Source organism: Pseudomonas sp. 37 R 15 (assembly GCF_900004865.1).
GTDB lineage: Bacteria > Pseudomonadota > Gammaproteobacteria > Pseudomonadales > Pseudomonadaceae > Aquipseudomonas > Aquipseudomonas fluorescens_AM.
This window is the reverse complement of sequence record NZ_CVTV01000020.1, coordinates 22,097-38,889: the sequence shown is the minus strand read 5'-3', so window position 1 is coordinate 38,889 and position 16,793 is coordinate 22,097. Positions and strand designations below refer to the sequence as shown.

The following is a 16,793-nucleotide window of genomic DNA, read 5'->3' as shown; positions in this document are numbered from 1 at the left end:
GGCGCAACGTTGAATTACAGGAACAAATCCAGGCGGAAGTAGATCGGCGCTTCGCGCTCGGTGACGACGCCGGGTCTTTCCAGCGAGTGGGCAAAGGTCACGCTGGTGCTGACGTTCTTGCCACGGGCGAACAGCTCCAGGGAGTTGCTGGACACGCGGCCATGAACGTTGTCGTTGTAGCGGTCGTTGCGGATCACGCCCTGGTCGTAGCCGACGCTGGCGCCGTACTCGAAGAAGGCCGGGCGCATCCAGTCGAGGGTCACCGGGCGTGCCCAGCGCACTTCGTTGCGCCAGTAGCCGCCGCTGTCGCCGGTCAGCAACTGATCCTTGAAACCGCGCACCGAAGCCGAGCCGCCGAGGCTCATGCGCTGGGGCGAGAACAGCGGGTCTTCACTGCGCTGGCCGGTGGCCAGGCTGCTGAAGCTGAACGACTCGCCCCACAGGCTGAACGGTTGCAGGTAGCTGACGGTGGCGGTGTATTTGCGGTAGCGCGAGTTCGGCTGGCGGCGGCCGAAGGCGTCGCGCTCGTCCTGCGACTGGGCGTCGAGCAGGCCGATACCGCTTTGCATGCCCAGGTCCAGGTTGACGAAGGCCGTGCCGATACGCCGCCCGTGGTTGACGCCCAGTTGCAGTTCGCTGAGGCGGTTGCTGCTGGGCGCGGTGCGCACGTCGAGGATGTAGTTGTTGGTGCGCAGGTGCGCCAGGCCGACGTTGACCGAGGTCTTGCTCACGTCATCACGGTGGATCACTCGCTCGGCGCGCAGTTGGTGGTTCTGGTTGTCGCCGTCCTGCTTGTATTTGAAGTCGTCGGTCACGCCGAAGGTGCGGTAGTCGCTCTCGCTGTAGGTGTAGCTGAAGTTCCACCAACCCCACGGCACGTTGTAATAGAGCATGGTGTTTTTCGAGGTTTTCTGGTGGTCGCTGATGGCGTCATGGCCGCCGCGCAGAATCAACTGGTCGCCCAGGCCCAGCGGGCTGTCCCATTCAAGGCCGGCGCCCCATTGCTGTTCACCGGTGCTTTTCTGGCCGTCGTTATTGCGCGACAGGCTGGCGCGCCAGGGCTTTTGCGCGGTGTTCTTGACCACCACGTCGCTGCCGCCTACCTGGCTGCCGGGGGTCAGTTCCATCTGCGCTTGTTTGGACGGCAGGCGGTTGAGCTGGTCCACCAGTTGCTCGATTTCACGCAGGTTCAGCGCTTCGCCGACCTTGCCAGGAAACGCCATGGCCAGTTCGCGTTCGGTCACGGTGCTGCCTTCGGCGCTGCGCAAGGCTTCGAGCTTGCCTTCCACCACCAGCACTTGCAGGTGGCCGGTGGAGAGGTCTTGCTGCGGCAGGTAGGCGCGGCTGGTGACGCGGCCTTTGCCGAGGTAGTAATCGGTGATGGCCTTGAGCAGGTCGTTGAGCTGGGACACGCCCAGGCATTGGCCGACGTAGGGCTTGAGCAGGCGCTCGCGCTCGGAGGCCGGCAGGCTGTCGGCGCCTTTGAGTTCGATGTCCTTGATCGGGAAGCAACGGGTGTCGGCGGGCGCGGTGGGCGCCTCGGGTTTGGCCGCTTTGCCGGGCAGATCCTTGAGTTCTTCAAGGCGCCGCTGTTGCTCTTCGAGCAGGCGGTTCTGCCGATCGCGGATCAGGTCCTGGTCCCCGGGCGTGGGGGCAGCGAATGCAGTGTTCAGGCTCAGGCAAGCGAGCAGGAAAGTGCATAGAAGAAACCGAGTCCGTGGCATTGGCAGAGGCATGTTCGATCCGTCGAAAATCAAAGGCCGGCAAGCTAACATCGAACGTTCAGCAGACCAAGACGCGGGGGCTGTCGGGTGTTCGAGCGTGTTTGCGGTCAACCTAATGATTAGTAACAAAAAATAATTATCGAACAGTTTCCGGCCTGACCACTGATACGTTTAATCCGACCGGCGGCAACTGTTTCGAGCGTGATTCGACTAACAAGCCGCGATCGCCATTATTTAGCCATCAGGTGTTATCGAGTTAGGGTTAGTACCGGGGAGGGGAGGAAAGTTCGCGGCGGTTTTGTGATTTGGATCCCATTTATCGGAAATCCAATCAGTTTTTTTGAACCCGTGCGCATTCACAGCACTGGAGGTATCAATGTGGGAGGGGGCTTGCCCTAATGCCAGTCAGTTAGGTTTTTTGTAGGAGCGAGCTTGCTCGCGAAAAACTACAGGCACCGCGTTCATTCAGGAAGCACGCGTTATCGTTGACGTTTTTCGCGAGCAAGCTCGCTCCTACAGAGGGCGGCATTAATTCAAGCCCCCTCCCACATTGGGTAGTGCAGCACTGAAGATATCAGCCAAGGCCTTTGTCTTTTTCCGGGCCGGGCACCAGGGCCAGGCCAGGGCGTTCGACATCGCGGGACACGTGGGATTTCACTTCCCCCACGCCGCCCTCTTCGTCGTTGTGAATCACCAGCACGCCGGGGCGGCGCAGTTGTTCCAGGTCGCCCTCGCCCAGCTTGAAGCTTTCACTCAAGTGCTGGTCGCTCAGGGCATTCGCCTCGGCGCGACGCTGGGCGAATTTGCGCCCTTTGCGTTGCTGGTAGCGCGCCCAGGCAATCAGGATCACGGCGTTGAACAGCGCGATCCACAGGTAGGTTTGCAAGGTGTTGAGCGCGGCGAAGATCGGCGCTTCCAGGCGCGGGCCGCCGTGGGTTTCGAGCATGGCGTTCATGCCCCGGGCCAGCAGCCAGACCAGGCCGGCCCAGGCCAGCAGGGTAAGCACCACATCGATAATCCACATCACCAGGTTCTGGCGGGTTCTGACCAGTTTCATCGTCACGCCTCCTCTTGGGCAGGTTTGATACCACGGTCCGGGCTGACCCAGCGGGCGCGTTTCTGGTGCTGGTTGAACAACACCTTGGGAAAGCTGACCAGGGTGGTGAACAGGCTCACCAGCCAGAACACCATCGGGTACCACACGGTCCAGAACAGGGTTTTCCACAGGTCTTTTTCGTAGCGCCGGTCAATCAGGATGCTCACCGCGAACTGCAGCAGGCACACCATCGCCAGCACCAGTCCGGTAAACGCCGGCGGCACCAGGGAGTCGACGGTAATCGCCTGCGGTAACACCATGAATTTGCCCAGGCCCCAGAACACCACCGAGAGCAGGAAGGTGAAGGCCCAGCCGGTGGACAGGCAGTATTCGAACAGCAGCGGCCACAGGTAGCGATGGCGCCATTGCCAGATGCCACGGATATTCTTGAACAGCACTTCAGCGCCGCCCTGGGCCCAGCGCAGGCGCTGTTTCCACAGGCCGCCGACGGTTTCGGGCATGAGAATCCAGCACAGCGCACGCGGCTCGTAGAAGATCGCCCAGTGATCGAGTTGCAGCTTCCAGCTGACATCGATGTCTTCGGTGATCATGTCGGTGCTCCAGTAGTCGATGCGGTCCAGCGCCTTCTTACGGAACGCCACCACCACACCCGACACCGTGAAGATGCGCCCGAACACGCGCTGGGTACGCTTGATCAGGCCGATGATCGAGGAGAACTCGCCCACTTGTACCCGGCCGATCAGGGTCGAGCGTGTGCGCACACGCGGGTTGCCGGTGACGGCGCCCAGGCGCGGGTTGTCGAGCATCGGCGCGACCATATAGGCCGCCGCGTTTTTGTCGAGCAACGCATCGCCGTCGATGCACACCAGGTATTCGCTGCGCGCCGCCACCGCGCCCATGCGCAGGGCCACGGCCTTGCCCTGGTTCTGCGCCAGGTGCAGCACGCGCAGGCGTGGGTGTTGCAGCGCCAGCGCGTCGAGTACTGCGGCAGTGTTGTCGCTGGAGCCGTCGTTGACCGCGATCACTTCGATGTTCGTGTACACCTGGGCCAGGGCGGCCGCCATGGTGTCGGCGACGTTATCGCCTTCGTTGTAGCAAGGGATGATGATCGAGATCAGCGGGTTGCCGGCCAGGGTCGGCGCCGGCGTGTCTTCCTGCCATGGCCAGTGGCGTTCCCAGTGCAGCCAGAAGTACAGGCCGCCGGCGATCCACAGCGCGGACATGAACAGCGGGTAGAAAAACACGAAGTCCATCAGGAACTGCCCGGTGACCAGGAAGATCAGGCCCAGGGGCACACCCAATACCAGTGCCAGCACGAATATAGCCAGGATTCTGTCGAACATGATCAAGGGTTCCACTGGTTGGAAAGGGCCGGACGTATCGTCTTCAAGTCCGGGGAGTTTTCCAGGAAGTTGTCCGGGTAATAGCCAAAGCTCTTGACCCCCTGGCGTTTGAGCACGCCCATCCATTGCGCCAGTTGCTCTGCGCTGATATCCGGTGCGGCTTTGGTGCGCCAATCTTTGGCTTGCAGCTCGAAAACGGTTTTTTCCATAGCGCCGGGGCGTGCCTTGACCGTGGCCACCAGTTTTTCCAGCCAGGCGTTGGAGTCTTTCAGCGATTGGCCTTCCATCAGCGGCATGGCCATCGGCGCGGTCCAGTCGTAGGCCTGCAGGAAGTCATCGAGGTTCTGCGCGAACCAGGCTTCGCTGGCCGGGTTGAGCATCGGTTCGGCGAAGATATTGCGCGCGGTCAAGATCTGCGGGCCGCGTATGGCGCGGAACTTACCGGTCAACTCGTGGGTGAAGTCGATCAGGTAGCGGCTCTTGAAGCGGGTCCAACGCTGCATCACGGCGGGGTCGGCGCGCAGCGCGGCGATGTTGTCCGGCAGGCCCTGGGCGGCGTACGCCTTGAGGGCTGCGGGGCTGGCGTCTTCAAAGTCGCTGAGCACCGCGTCATCGTGATACAGCACGCCATCGATGCCGCTGTTGCTGGTGCGTGCGAGGTCTTCGTAAATTTCGCCGATGACCTGCCGCACTTTCGGGTCAAAGGGCGACAGGCGCTGATATTGATCGGGATCGGGCGCCACCTTGCCGGTCTGCGGGTCCCAGCGGGTAACGCGCGGCAACTTGGAGTCGAGGGCGAAACTGAGCACCGGCATCCACGCAAACACACTGGCATGGGCACGGGTATGCAGCTGCCAGGAGACGCGGTTGAACAGGTCGGCACGCATCGGCAAGTGGCGGTTGGGGAAGTACAGCGAATGCACCAGGCCGTCGCCTTTGGGGTCGGCGTAGGCTTGCAGGAATACCGTGACAGCTCCCATGTCCACCACGCGCTGAACCAATACATCCAGATTGCGCGCCTGTTGGGCCGGGTCGGGATCGTAGACGTGATCCAGGTCCACATGCAGTACGCGCAACGGCGCCTTGGCCTGCACCGAAACCATGCTGCTGGCGAAGTGTTCGCCGTCCGGATCCGAAGCTACCAGAAAGCGCGGGCTGTTCATCAGCTTGTTCGAGTCATCCAGACCGTCGTCCAGGGTCAGCGCCATCTCATAGCCGTGCTCTCCCACCACGGCCAGGGTAGTGCCGTCGGCCGCACCATATGGCCATACCCACACACGAGGTGCCTTGCCGGTGACGGTTTTGATCTTGTTGGAGATCCCCACCACATCAGCGCGCATCCGTGCCTTGAACTGGGCTTCGGTTTCATAGCGTTGGGTCGCCGGGTCAAAGCGACGCGTGGTGGCGGCCGGCTCGAGATTGCCTTGAGGGTTGGCGAGTATGCCTTTGTGATTGGCGTCGGTATGGGCGGCGATTTCCACCAGTCCCGACTGGGACACTTCACGAATCTGCTGCCAGGTCAGGAAGTCTCCCCGCGGACGCGGCGTACCGGCAAAGTCCACCGGCTGGTTCAGCGGGGTGTCGATCCAACTGCCGACCGGCGCCAGCACAGCCGGCCAATTGTAAGCCCGCAGAATCGGCATCACGCGGGTGTAGAAGCTTGCGTAGCCGTCGTCGAAGCTGAGCATCACGGCTTTGGGTGGCAGTGTCGGCCCACCTCGGCGTGCGGCGAGGACCTGGTTCACGCTGACCGCCTGGTAACCGTTCTCGCGCAGCCACGCCAACTGCTCGACCAAACGTTCGGTACGCACTGCCACCACCGCCTGGTCGGGATCGTTGTCCGAGACATCGTGGTAGGCAATGCCCAGGAAGTGGTTCTTCGGCCACGGCGCTTCGCTGGCCAGGGTCGGCCGCTCGGCAGGTGGGACGAATGGCGCGGGTTGCTGGGCACAGGCGGCAGCCAGCATTACACCCAGAACCAAAAAACAACGGCTGAGGAAGGTCATGGTCAGGCTCTTTTAGAAACGGTAAGTGAGGTCGAGGAGCAGGCGCAGGTCGCGCTCGCGCTCTGCGTCATAAGGTCGGCTGACCAGACTCAGGTTGGCGCCGGCTTCCAGTACGTCATTCCAGCGAAAGCGCTGGCCATAGCCGATCAAACCGACACCGCCAGTGGAGTAATCCTTCTGGCTGTAGGTACCCGCACCCAGCTGGAACTGCTGACTCCACTGGGTTTCGTAGCGGTGATAGAGCACATGGTTGACGGTAACGGTGGGCAACACGCTGAAGTCGGACTTGGGGTTGAAGTAGATCGTGTCTTCCTTGCTGTTGCGGCTGGCGCCGACTTCCAGGCCCAGCTCCACTTGTACTTTCGGCGAGCTGTAGATGCCTTCGCGGCCCGTGAGCATGGCCTCGACGCGGTCGTTACCGTCGCTGAAGTGGGAGGGGCTGACGGCCAGTTTCCACTCGCGGCTTTCGTTGGCGCGCCAGCGGATAAAGCCGCTGCCGCCGTTGGCGGTGACGCCTTCATTCAACGCCCGCAGCGGCGTGGTGCTCAGGAGATAGCCAAGGCTGGCGCCGTACTGCCAATGATCGTTGATATCACGGGCAATCGACACGCTTGCGCCTTGTTTTGCGCCATCGCCATAAGAATGGTTGGACACTTCGGCTTCGATGGTCATGTCGCGGGTACGCCGCTCCACGCCCACGCGCTGCCAGCGGTGATGGCCGGTGCCTTCGGCAAAATCGGCAGTGCCGTAGCCAACCCCGGCGAACAGGCGCCAGTCTTCGTCGATGGGCGGGGTGTAGACCACGGTTTCCAAGCCCCAGTCACGGCTGCCCGAAACCGCACCGGCCTCCTGGTTATCGCCGCCGCCGAAGCTTTTACCGGTGTAGGCTTCCACGCGGACTTCGGCCATGTCGTGCACGTCGCGCAGGCGTTTGAGGCGCTGCACCTGGCGGTTGTCCGGGGCACGCGCGACGACGTCATCGGTGAGCAGGTCAAGTTGCCGCCATTCCTGCAGGTCCAGCGCGGTAAAGCCCTGGGACATTTCCACACCGATGTCACGGGGGCTCTGGTTTTCAGTCTCCTTGAGGGACTCTTCAGCGCGTCTTGGCCAGTCCCGGGCGCGGTACATCTCGGCCTGCGCCAAACGCACGCCGATACTCCCAGGTGCTTTGCTGCCCAGGGCTTCCAAGGTGGCTTCGCTGGCGTTCAGGTCGGCGCCATAAGTACCGGCCTGGGCCGCCAGTTGCTGGGCGTCCATCCATTCATCGTTGGGGTTGCCGATGGGCAAGCCCTTGAGTTCCACCCGAGGTTTCTCGGTGTTGGCCAGTTGAGTGGCAACGGCGCGCGCCTCCTCCACCTGGTCGTTTTCCAACAAGGCGTAGAACAAGGCGGTGCTGTCTTTTACATGATCGCCGACGTCGGCGTCCGCCGCGTCAAGTGCCTGGCGGTACAGCGGCGCGGCCTTTTCCGGTTGGCGCAGGTCCAGATAAGACGCTGCCACCCAGCGCACGGCGTAGGTCGGCAACTGTACACGTTGGGCCGTGAGGGCTTCGTATTCGCGGATCACTTCTGCGGTGCGCGCACGGGCCTTGAGCGCACCCAGGCGGTCAATGCGCCAGCGCACTACGTCATCGTGGGCAGTGGCGTCGGGGGTCCAGCGGCTGATCAGTTTGTCGTAATCCTGCAGGGCCCGATCGGCGATGACGTAGCGCTCTTTTTCGGTGCGCGTGGCGAATTCGGCCATGCGCACGCGCTCGGCGGCCAGGTCGCCTTCCAGGCGGCGCTGGGTCACCGCGTCCACCAGGCCCGGACGCCTGGCCGACAGGCGCAGCGCGGCTTCCGGCAGGCGGGCTTTTTGCAGCGCGACGATGTATTCACGCGCCACGTCGGGCTTGTCGCCGGCACGGATAAAGGCCTGGTCGAACTCGAACAGCGCGTCATAGTTCTGGCCGGCGCGGGTCAGCGCGTAGCCCAGGGCCATGCGGCGGTTGGGGTCATTCGGTTGCGCCGCCACTAGCGCGCGCAAGCGTTGCACCGCCTCATTGGCCTTGCCGCCATCGGCCTGGGTGAGCGCCAGGCCCAGTTGCAGGTCGGTATTATTCGGTTCGCGCAGCAACGCCTGGCGATAGACCGCTTCGGCCTGGGCCCACTGCTTTTGATTGCGATAGGTGCGCGCCACCGTGGCCAGTGCCTGGGTGGTCAGGTTGCGATGCTTGCCCTGTGCCTCGTACACCTTCAACACTTCGGCGTCTTGCCCGGCCCAGCCGGCAATCACCAGGTGATCGCTGACCTGGCCTGGGGTCTGGCGCTCGGCGGACAGCTGGCGCAGCTGGGTCAGTGCCGGCGTGAAGTGACCGTTGCGGGCCTGGATGATCAGGGCGTCATAGGCGGGATCGGCCACGGCATAGGCGGGCATCAGCAATTGGCTGCACAGGGCTGCTGCGATGAGCAGCCGCAACCGGCCTGAAGCGCTGAGTGGAGGGATTGGCAACATGTCGTCGGCTTCCTTACAAGGAAAGCTGCAACGATGGGTGATCCTGAGCGATGTGCATCAGGGTGTCGGCGTCTCGGGACCCGACCTAGCTTTCCTGGGGGGAACTATCCCTTAGCCAGGCAGAGGCAAGGGCAATTCGGAACAATTGTTCAGAATTGGCTGACACAGACTCTTTGCCAGGCACAAAACAACTGTGGGAGGGGGCTTGCCCTCGATGGCAGAGTGTCAGTCAGTACATTCTTAACCGACCCACCGCCATCGGGGGCAAGCCCCCTCCCACATTTTCAACTGCATTTCAGGGTTACTGCGCGCCGCTCATGGCACCGGCTTTGGACATCACGAAGCTGAGGCCACACCGCTGTCCGGCTGACAGGGACTTTGCCAGGCACAAAACAAAATGTGGGAGGGGGCTTGCCCCCGATTACGGTGGGCCAGCCACAGATAAGTGACTGACCCACCGCTATCGGGAGCAAGCCCCCTCCCACATTTTCAACTGTATTTCAGGGTTATTGCGCGCCGCCCATTGCGCCGGCTTTGGACATTACGAAGCTGATGAACTGCTCGACGGTCATCTTCTGGCCATTGAAGGTCACTTCGTTGTTGGCGTAGTGCAGCTTGGACACCACGTCGGTGCCCACCAGGGTTGCCAGTTGAGTGCCCACGGCCACACCGCTGACCATCTCGGCCGCCATTTGCGATTGCTGTTCGATGGCTTTCGGGTCGGTTACGCCGCCAACCTGGGCTTGCAGCGCGGCCACGTCGCTGATCATCGGCTTGGACAGGGTGAGGTTGGTGTCCAGCAGCGAAATCATCTGCTTGCCCAGCTCAACCGGTGGCAGTTCCATGGAGGCCGGCTTGGCCAGGTCCAGTACAAGGTTGAACTTGCTCTCGCCATGGGTGGTTTTCAGCGACAGGTTTTCCACGGCCAGTTGCGGCTTGGCGGCCAGCACCTGATTGACGTTGGCTTCGGCCAGGGTCTGTTCGGCTTCGGTCAATTGCAGCTCGGGCGCAGGTTGGCCGGCAGCGGCGGCGGCTTGCACCGGCTGCATCTTGTCCTGGTAGAGCTTGGTCAGCACCAGCATTGCGGGGATGTCGACGTTTTTCATGCTGACGGCCATGGCGGCCGAGCCCACAGGCTTACCCTGGTAACCGATCTCGTCGACCTTGTAGTCGACGCGGCCGGCCAGGTTGTTGTCCTTGGTCTCGCTGGAATCTTTCTGCTCGAAGCCCTTGAGGGTCAGCACAGACTTCTGCGGGCCGAAGGTGACCTTGGTGTCGGTCAGTTCGATGGTGTTCTGGCCGGTGTAGAAACCGAACGTGGATTTGGCCAGGTTGCTGGCAACGGTGAGGCCGGCCAGTTCGGCTTCGAACGCGTCGCCATTGGCATCGACGGCCGCGACCTTGAGGCTGTTCATGTAGCCGTCGGCCTTGACCTTCTGGCCTTCGGCGCTGCTGTCGAAGTCCAGGTTGGCGCCGGAGAAGCTCACCGAGGACTTGTCGTCCTTGAATTCCAGGGGCAGCAGTTCGACGTTGCCGTTGACCGAACGGCTGTAACCGATATTGGCCACGCCTTTGAGCGGCGACACATCTTTGGCGGCAGCGAACCATTGTTCGGTGGTGGCGTTCTTTTCCAGTTCGTAGTGACTGGTGGCCATTACCGGCAACCATTTCAGGGTGACCAGACGCGAGAACGGCAGCGGGCCGTGTTCGATATGGTCGACGAACAGCAGCTCGGGGTTCGGGTTTTGCTCACCGAACACACTGCCCTGGCCTTTGAGGCGGTAATGGGCGGTACTGCTGAACACGCCACGGTCCAGGGAGACCAGCTCCAGGGACACGGTACCGTCCACGCCGGCCATGGAGGTCTGCAGTTCCTTGTTGGCGTTCTGGATCGCGGTTTGCAGAACCGGCTCCAGTTGTTTACCGGTGTACCAGGCGCCGCCTGCACTGACGACGCCAACGGCGACAACGAAACCCAAAAGAACGACTGCTGGCTTATTCATGAAGTGACCTGATCAAATCCTGTGAGAAGTGGGCTGTCTTCCTTGAACCCCGGAGGGGTCCTTGTAGGAGCGAGCTTGCTCGCGAAGAACTCATAGGCACCGCGTTTATTCAGAGTGCACGCGTTATCGTTGACGTTTTTCGCGAGCAAGCTCGCTCCTACAGTAGTGGCCCGTGTGGCCGAAAGGCTGGGGAAGATTAGCACTGGCGGGCGCAAACGGCCCAGCCTTTCAGAGGGATCAGTTCATCAGGAGTTCAGGAGTACTCCAGCTCTATTTCATCCAACTGGTGGTCGAAACTCCTCAGGCGCGCCGTCCAGGTGTAGACCAACACCTCAAACTCACGGTGTATCACCGCGTTGCCGGGGGTGTCGGTCTTGGGGTCGCAGAAGTCCAGCTGGTAGCGCTCACGGGCCATTTGCGTGGCGACATCGGACAATTCCCGCGCGTTATTCAGCCAGTGCCTGCCGTCAGCGACCTGCCGATCCAGCGCGACACATTGCGTCTTCAGCACGTCGAGGCTTTTTTCCAGGGGCGTGCCGGTGAGGTCGCCCATGACTTCCTGGAACGTGCGACCGGGTTGCCAGTAGCTGCCCCAGAAATAGCGGTCGAACACGGTTTCGACACGGCGCAGGGCCACCTTCGTGTCCCAGATTGCGACGCGGGTCTTGCCTTGCTCCAGCAACTTGCGCTTCACGCGTTGGTTTTGATAGGAGGCCCAGGCCACCATGCCGATGGACAGGGTGCCGATCACCAGGCAGGCACTGTCGAGAAAGACCATGGCCTTGTCGAGTTGGTGGGCGAGCATGACCCCGTAGAAATACGCGGCCGATAACAGCACCAGTGCGAAGAGCACGCACCAGAAAGCGGGAGCATAAGGGTTTTTCATTATTGGAATCCCCATGAGCAAACGCGAGCAGTGTCGAGTGAGGCTTCACGACGCCTCACCTGACAAAGCATAGCTATCACCTCACGGTTTGCCGGGTTTTACCCCTTGCGTTCGTCCGCTTTCCCAACCGCCGCCCAGGGCCAGGAACAGGTCGATCTGGCTCATCGCAACCTGGGTGTTGGCCGCCGCCAATTGCGCGCGCATGGCGGTGTAGGTGCGCGTGGCTTGCAGGTCGGCAAGAAACGACTCGCGCCCGGCCTGGAAGAATCGGTGGGTCTGGTCCGCCGCCTCGTGGGCCGAGCGCTCGGCATCGGCCAGCGCTTCACGGCGCTGCAGCATGGCGGTGTACTGCGCCAGGCCGGTCTGGGTTTCGCGGATAGCGTTGAGTACCACCCCGTCGAAATGCGCCAGGGCGCCCTGGGTCGCGGCTTCGGCTTCGTGAATGCGCGCGCGGGCACCGTTGGTCGGCACCGTCCAGCTGATCATCGGGCCAAAGCCCCAGCGATTGGTCGCAGGCTGGCCGAGGTTGTCGAGCAGGCCCACCGTGCCTACCGTGGCACCAATGGCGATGTCCGGGTACAAGGCGCCGGTGGCCACGCCGATGCGCGCGGTCGCAGCGGCCAGCTGGCGTTCGGCCTGGCGCACATCCGGGCGACGCTTGAGCAACGCCGCACCGTCGCCCACCGGCAACAGTTGAGCGATGTGCGGCAACTCGGCGCAACTGCCGGTGCCGGCCGGCAATTGATCGAGGGGCTTGGCCAGCAGCATCGACAGACGGAACAACCCGGCCTGACGCGCCGCTTCGTAGCGCGGCATGTCGGCGCGCAGGGATTTGTATTGGGTTTGCGAGCGCGTCACCTGGGTTTCATCGCCACGGCCGGCGTCGCGCAGGCGTTGGGTCAGCTGGGTGCTTTGGGCTTGCAGGTCGAGGGACTCGTTGGCGATGGCCAGTTCTTCGTTGGCGGCGCAGACCTGGGTATAGGAGCGCACCACATCGGCCACCAGGGTAATGCGCGCGATATCGGCGGCCGCCTGGGCCGCATCCGCGCTGGCCTGGGCGCTTTCGATGCCGCGTTGCAAGGTGCCGAACAGATCGAATTGGTACGAGGTGGTGATGCCCACGCTGCCGATGTTGCCCACCGGGACTTTGTCTGCCAGCAGGAAGGCTTCGCCGGACTCCTGCAACCGCTGCGCTTCGGCCTTGGCCCCGGCACTCCAGCCGCCGGCGGATTCGGCCTGCTGGGTCTGGTAGCGCGCGCGTTGCAAGTTGGCGGCGGCCACGCGCAGGTCGGTGTTGGAGGCCATGGCCTGGCGCACCAGTTCATCCAGGCGCGGGTCTTTGTACAGCTTCCACCAGTCGGTCGGCACGGGCGCCGACACCACGTTATTGCCCTCCCCCGCGATGACCCCTTGCAGGTCGTCACGGTTGACGGCAGCCGTGTCCGGCACTTGGTAGTCCGGGCCTACCGCCTGGCAGGCCGACAGCAACACCCCCAGGGCAGCGGTGGCCAGCAGTTGCTTCATGGCGGGTCTCCGGCGTTGGCCTTGTCATCGATGATCGACACGGTCGCCGTACGCCCGGCGATCATGCGGAAGTCCGCCGGCACGTCATCGAAGGCAATGCGTACCGGAATCCGCTGGGCCAGGCGCACCCAGCTGAACGCCGGGTTGACGTTGGGCAGCAGGTTGGAACCGCTGCTGCGGTCGCGGTCCTCGATACCGGCGACGATGCTCTGCACATGCCCATGCAGGCGGGCGTTGTCGCCGATCACGCGGATATCCACGCCCATGCCGACGCGAATGCCGTCCAGTTTGGTTTCTTCGAAATAGCCGTCGATATGGAAGGAGTTGCTGTCCACCACCGACAGCACCGGCCGCCCGGCGGTGACGAATTCCTGGGCACGCGGCGCGCGGTCGTTGACGTAGCCGTCCACCGGGCTGCGGATCACCGAGCGGTCGAGATTGAGCTGGGCGGAATCCACCGTCACTTGTGCCTCGGCCAGGGCCGATTGGGCACGGGCCACGCGGGACTGGCTTTCTTCCAGTTGCTCGCTGGGCACCAGGTTGCCCAGGCCACGGTTACGCTTGTACTCGCGCTGGGCCTGGGCCAGGGTTTCCTGGCGGTCGGCCACGGCGGCCTGGGCCTGGCGCAGGGCCAGCTTGAAACGATCCTGGTCGACAGCAAACAGCACCTGGCCTTTGGTCACCAGCTGGTTGTCGTGCACATCGACGCGCTGGATCAGCCCGGACACGTCCGGGGCGATCTGCACGATGTCGGCGCGGATGTGGCCGTCACGGGTCCAGGGCGCAAACATGTAGTACATGACCATGCGCCACACCACGACGACCGCAAAGCTCACGATCAACAGCGTCAGGACGACACGGCCGATAGTCAAAAAAGGTTTTTTCATGTCATCAAATATCGACTGAGTGAGTCCACCGCGCCCAGCAACAGCGCGTACAGCCCCACATTGAACAATGCCCGGTGCCAGACCAGGCGATAGAAGTGCATGCGCGTCAACAGCCCGTGCACCACCAGAAACAACAGATAGGTAATGCCCATCAGCACCAGCAGCGTGGGCAGGAAGACGCCGCTGATATCCAGGTCACCGATCATAAAGGCGCTCCATCAGGTAACGGCGCTTCGATTTCCGTGCCGCCGATGAACTCCACGCCGGGCAACAGCGCCAGGCGCAGGCCGGCCAGGGCATGCAGCAGGTGCAGGCGCGTGTCATCGGCGTCTTGCAGGCCCTGGCCGTTGAGGGCGCGGCGCGTGCGGTCCAGGGTCATCAGCAGACCGCTGGGCGCGGGCAAGCGTTCACCGGCCTTGAGGCAGGCCTTGAAATAACCGCCCACGCCTTCCACCACCTGGTTGAGCAACACGCGCGGCACGCCAAGGATACGCGGCGAATACGCGAGCAGATCGAGCAGGTTCAGCGCCACGCGCAGGTCGCGCAGGGCGGTGCCAGTGTCCTGGCCCGTGAGGGCCAGGCGCGGCAGGTGCTGCATGAGGCGATCAAGCATCTGTGCGGCCATGTGCCGGTGTTCGGCCAGGGTGGCCGGCTCGGTGAGGCTGACGATGTCGCGCCAGCTGAAACGGGTCAGGCGCTTGGCCGCCAGTTCGGCACCGAAGGGCCGGGCGATCAGGGTCCATACAAAGGCAAACAGCAGGCCCACGGGCCCGGCCAGATTGACGTTGGCGAAGTTGAGAAAATCCGCGTCGTAGGCGCCCTGGATGCTGATGAACGACGAGGTGTTGACCAGCGTCAGCAACATGCCCAGGTAGAACCGTGGCTGCACGGTCAGGGTGCCGATGCAGATGAACGGCACGGCGAACGCCAGCACCAGCATCGGGAAATCGTGCAGGTTGGGCAGCACCAGGAACAAGTACAGGCTGGCGAACAGCACCGACATGGCGGTCCAGAAAAAGAACCGGTAGATCTGCGGCGCGGGGTCGTCCATCGAGGCGAAAAAGCTGCACGCCACCGCCGCCAGGATCACCGCACTGCCGCCGTCGGTCCAGCCCAGCAAAATCCACAACACCGAGGCGACGATGATCGCGGTGACGGTAGAAAACGCCGAGTAGAACATCAGGCCACGATCAAGAAATGGCGTGAGCCGGCCCAGGCGCCAGTGGCGGTAGACGGCGCGCCAGGTGTCCTGGCTTTCGCATTCAATGGCGGCTTGCAGGCTGCGGCAGTCCTGCCACAGATCGACCCACTCGCCCAGGCGGTACAGGGCGTTGGAGAACAGCAGCGTGTGGCGCTCGTCCAGCGCTTCGCCCTGGGGTTGCGCGGCGTCGATCTTGTCACGCAGCACGCGCCAGCGTTCCAGGGGGGCGGCTTCGGTGGTGCTTTGCAGCCAGGCGTTGGCCTCCTCCAGCAACGGCGTGAGCTGATCGAGAAATTGCGGCGCGCGATGTTCGATGGCGTACACCGCATCGTCCAGGGCATCGATCACCGGCAGCAGGTGAATCATGCGCCCGCGCAATTCCTTGGTGTTGCGCACCGTCTGCGGCCGCGCGCCTTCGTGGGGCAATTGGCCGATCATCAACTCGAGGGTGTTGAAGGTGGCGACCATGCCACCGCGCAGGCCGCTGATGGCTTCAGGCTCCACATCGCGGGTGAGAAAGCGCTGGCTGTAGACCTGGGCGTCGGTAAACCACTTGGCCACCGAGCCATCGAACACCGGCATCAGGCGACGCGGCCAGAACATGGCACCCACCACGGCAGCCACGGCAATGCCGAGGAAGATTTCCTCGGTACGCGCCTCGGCCACATCCCACACCGCCAGCGGGTTGTCCACCACTGGCAGGGCAATCAGCGGCAAGGTGTAGCCGGCCAGCATCAGGGCGTAGCTGTTGGCGGTGCGCAGATGCAGGGAAAGGAACAGCAAGGTGCCCGTCCACAGGGCGATCACCACCACCAGAATGTAGGGTGACTGCACGAACATCGGCACAAAGAACACCGCCGCCGCCGCGCCCATCAAGGTGCCGATAGCGCGGTACAACGCTTTGGAACTGGTGGGGCCGACAAACGGGCTGGAGACGATATACACCGTGGCCATGGCCCAATACGGACGCGGCATTTGCATGAGCATGGCGATGTACAGCGCGATCATCGACGCGGCGAAGGTACGCACCCCGTAGAACCAGTCGCGAGCGGGCGGAAAACCGGTAAAGAATCCGTTCAAGGCGCTACCGCCTCGGCCGCCTCGAAGGCGCGCAGCACGCGCAGCGCGGCTTCCAGATCGGTGGCGGCGATGTCCACCAGGACTTCCTTGCGCAGGCGCACCAGTTGCGCTTCCACCGCCTGCACCAGCTCACGGCCACGTGCGGTGAGGCTCAAGGCCTTGGCACGACGGTCATGGATGTCTTCGGTGCGGCACACATAGCCGTCATTGCAGAGACGGTCGAGCAGGCGCACCAGCGACGGGCTTTCCATACCCGAAGCCTGGGCCACTTTGACCTGATGCACACCGTCGCCCAGGCGGCCGATCATCAACAGCGGCACGGCGCAGGCTTCGGAGATGCCATAGCTCACCAGCGTGGCCTGGCAGATTTTGCGCCAGTTACGGGCGCCCACCACCATGCTGCTGCTGAGGTTCATCTGGAGTTGTTCGAGGGATTGGGACACTGGATAGTTCGCATACAGTTAGTTTGCTAACTATTAATATGGTGGAGGGATGAGTTGTCGTCAAGTTTTGAAACAATTTCTCGATGGGTGGAGCGATTCAGCGGCGGCACTGCAGGGCGAATGTGGGAGGGGGCTTGCCCGATGGC

General features: G+C 62.8%; 12 protein-coding genes. All 12 read right to left on the bottom strand.

Going from position 1 to position 16,793, the window contains the following annotated elements:
* Nucleotides 1–14: 14 nt before the first annotated feature.
* Complete coding sequence (locus BFQ04_RS05500) at nucleotides 15–1,736, bottom strand: ShlB/FhaC/HecB family hemolysin secretion/activation protein (RefSeq protein WP_065949933.1); 1,722 nt, start codon at nucleotides 1,734–1,736, stop codon at nucleotides 15–17.
* Nucleotides 1,737–2,298: 562 nt separating this feature from the next.
* Entirely contained in the window at nucleotides 2,299–2,781 is a 483-nt protein-coding gene (gene pgaD, locus BFQ04_RS05495) for a poly-beta-1,6-N-acetyl-D-glucosamine biosynthesis protein PgaD (protein WP_065949932.1), read from the bottom strand.
* Nucleotides 2,782–2,783: 2 nt separating this feature from the next.
* Nucleotides 2,784–4,124, bottom strand: coding sequence for a poly-beta-1,6-N-acetyl-D-glucosamine synthase (gene pgaC, locus BFQ04_RS05490; protein WP_065949931.1), 1,341 nt, complete (start codon nucleotides 4,122–4,124; stop codon nucleotides 2,784–2,786).
* 2 nt (nucleotides 4,125–4,126) lie between these two features.
* Nucleotides 4,127–6,130, bottom strand: coding sequence for a poly-beta-1,6-N-acetyl-D-glucosamine N-deacetylase PgaB (gene pgaB / locus BFQ04_RS05485; RefSeq protein ID WP_065949930.1), 2,004 nt, complete (start codon nucleotides 6,128–6,130; stop codon nucleotides 4,127–4,129).
* A 12-nt stretch (nucleotides 6,131–6,142) separates the two neighbouring features.
* Nucleotides 6,143–8,623, bottom strand: coding sequence for a poly-beta-1,6 N-acetyl-D-glucosamine export porin PgaA (gene pgaA, locus BFQ04_RS05480; protein ID WP_065949929.1), 2,481 nt, complete (start codon nucleotides 8,621–8,623; stop codon nucleotides 6,143–6,145).
* Between the two features lie 506 nt (nucleotides 8,624–9,129).
* Nucleotides 9,130–10,626 (bottom strand): YdgA family protein, encoded by a 1,497-nt coding sequence (locus tag BFQ04_RS05475; protein WP_065949928.1) that lies wholly within the window; start codon nucleotides 10,624–10,626, stop codon nucleotides 9,130–9,132.
* A gap of 253 nt (nucleotides 10,627–10,879) precedes the next feature.
* On the bottom strand, nucleotides 10,880–11,512 hold the full coding sequence (locus tag BFQ04_RS05470; protein ID WP_065949927.1) for an NADH:ubiquinone oxidoreductase subunit N: 633 nt from the start codon (nucleotides 11,510–11,512) through the stop codon (nucleotides 10,880–10,882).
* Nucleotides 11,513–11,593: 81 nt separating this feature from the next.
* On the bottom strand, nucleotides 11,594–13,036 hold the full coding sequence (locus BFQ04_RS05465) for an efflux transporter outer membrane subunit (RefSeq protein WP_065949926.1): 1,443 nt from the start codon (nucleotides 13,034–13,036) through the stop codon (nucleotides 11,594–11,596).
* A complete protein-coding gene (locus BFQ04_RS05460; RefSeq protein ID WP_065949925.1) occupies nucleotides 13,033–13,923 on the bottom strand; it encodes an efflux RND transporter periplasmic adaptor subunit in 891 nt (296 codons plus the stop codon). Before BFQ04_RS05460 ends, BFQ04_RS05465 begins: the two co-directional genes overlap by 4 nt.
* Nucleotides 13,920–14,129 (bottom strand): DUF1656 domain-containing protein, encoded by a 210-nt coding sequence (locus BFQ04_RS05455; RefSeq protein ID WP_065876857.1) that lies wholly within the window; start codon nucleotides 14,127–14,129, stop codon nucleotides 13,920–13,922. The genes BFQ04_RS05460 and BFQ04_RS05455 overlap by 4 nt, the downstream gene beginning before the upstream one ends.
* Complete coding sequence (locus tag BFQ04_RS05450) at nucleotides 14,126–16,204, bottom strand: FUSC family protein (RefSeq protein ID WP_065949924.1); 2,079 nt, start codon at nucleotides 16,202–16,204, stop codon at nucleotides 14,126–14,128. Before BFQ04_RS05450 ends, BFQ04_RS05455 begins: the two co-directional genes overlap by 4 nt.
* Nucleotides 16,201–16,620: a MarR family winged helix-turn-helix transcriptional regulator gene (locus BFQ04_RS05445; protein ID WP_065949923.1), complete on the bottom strand. Its 420-nt coding sequence runs from the start codon at nucleotides 16,618–16,620 to the stop codon at nucleotides 16,201–16,203. Before BFQ04_RS05445 ends, BFQ04_RS05450 begins: the two co-directional genes overlap by 4 nt.
* Nucleotides 16,621–16,793 lie beyond the last annotated feature (173 nt).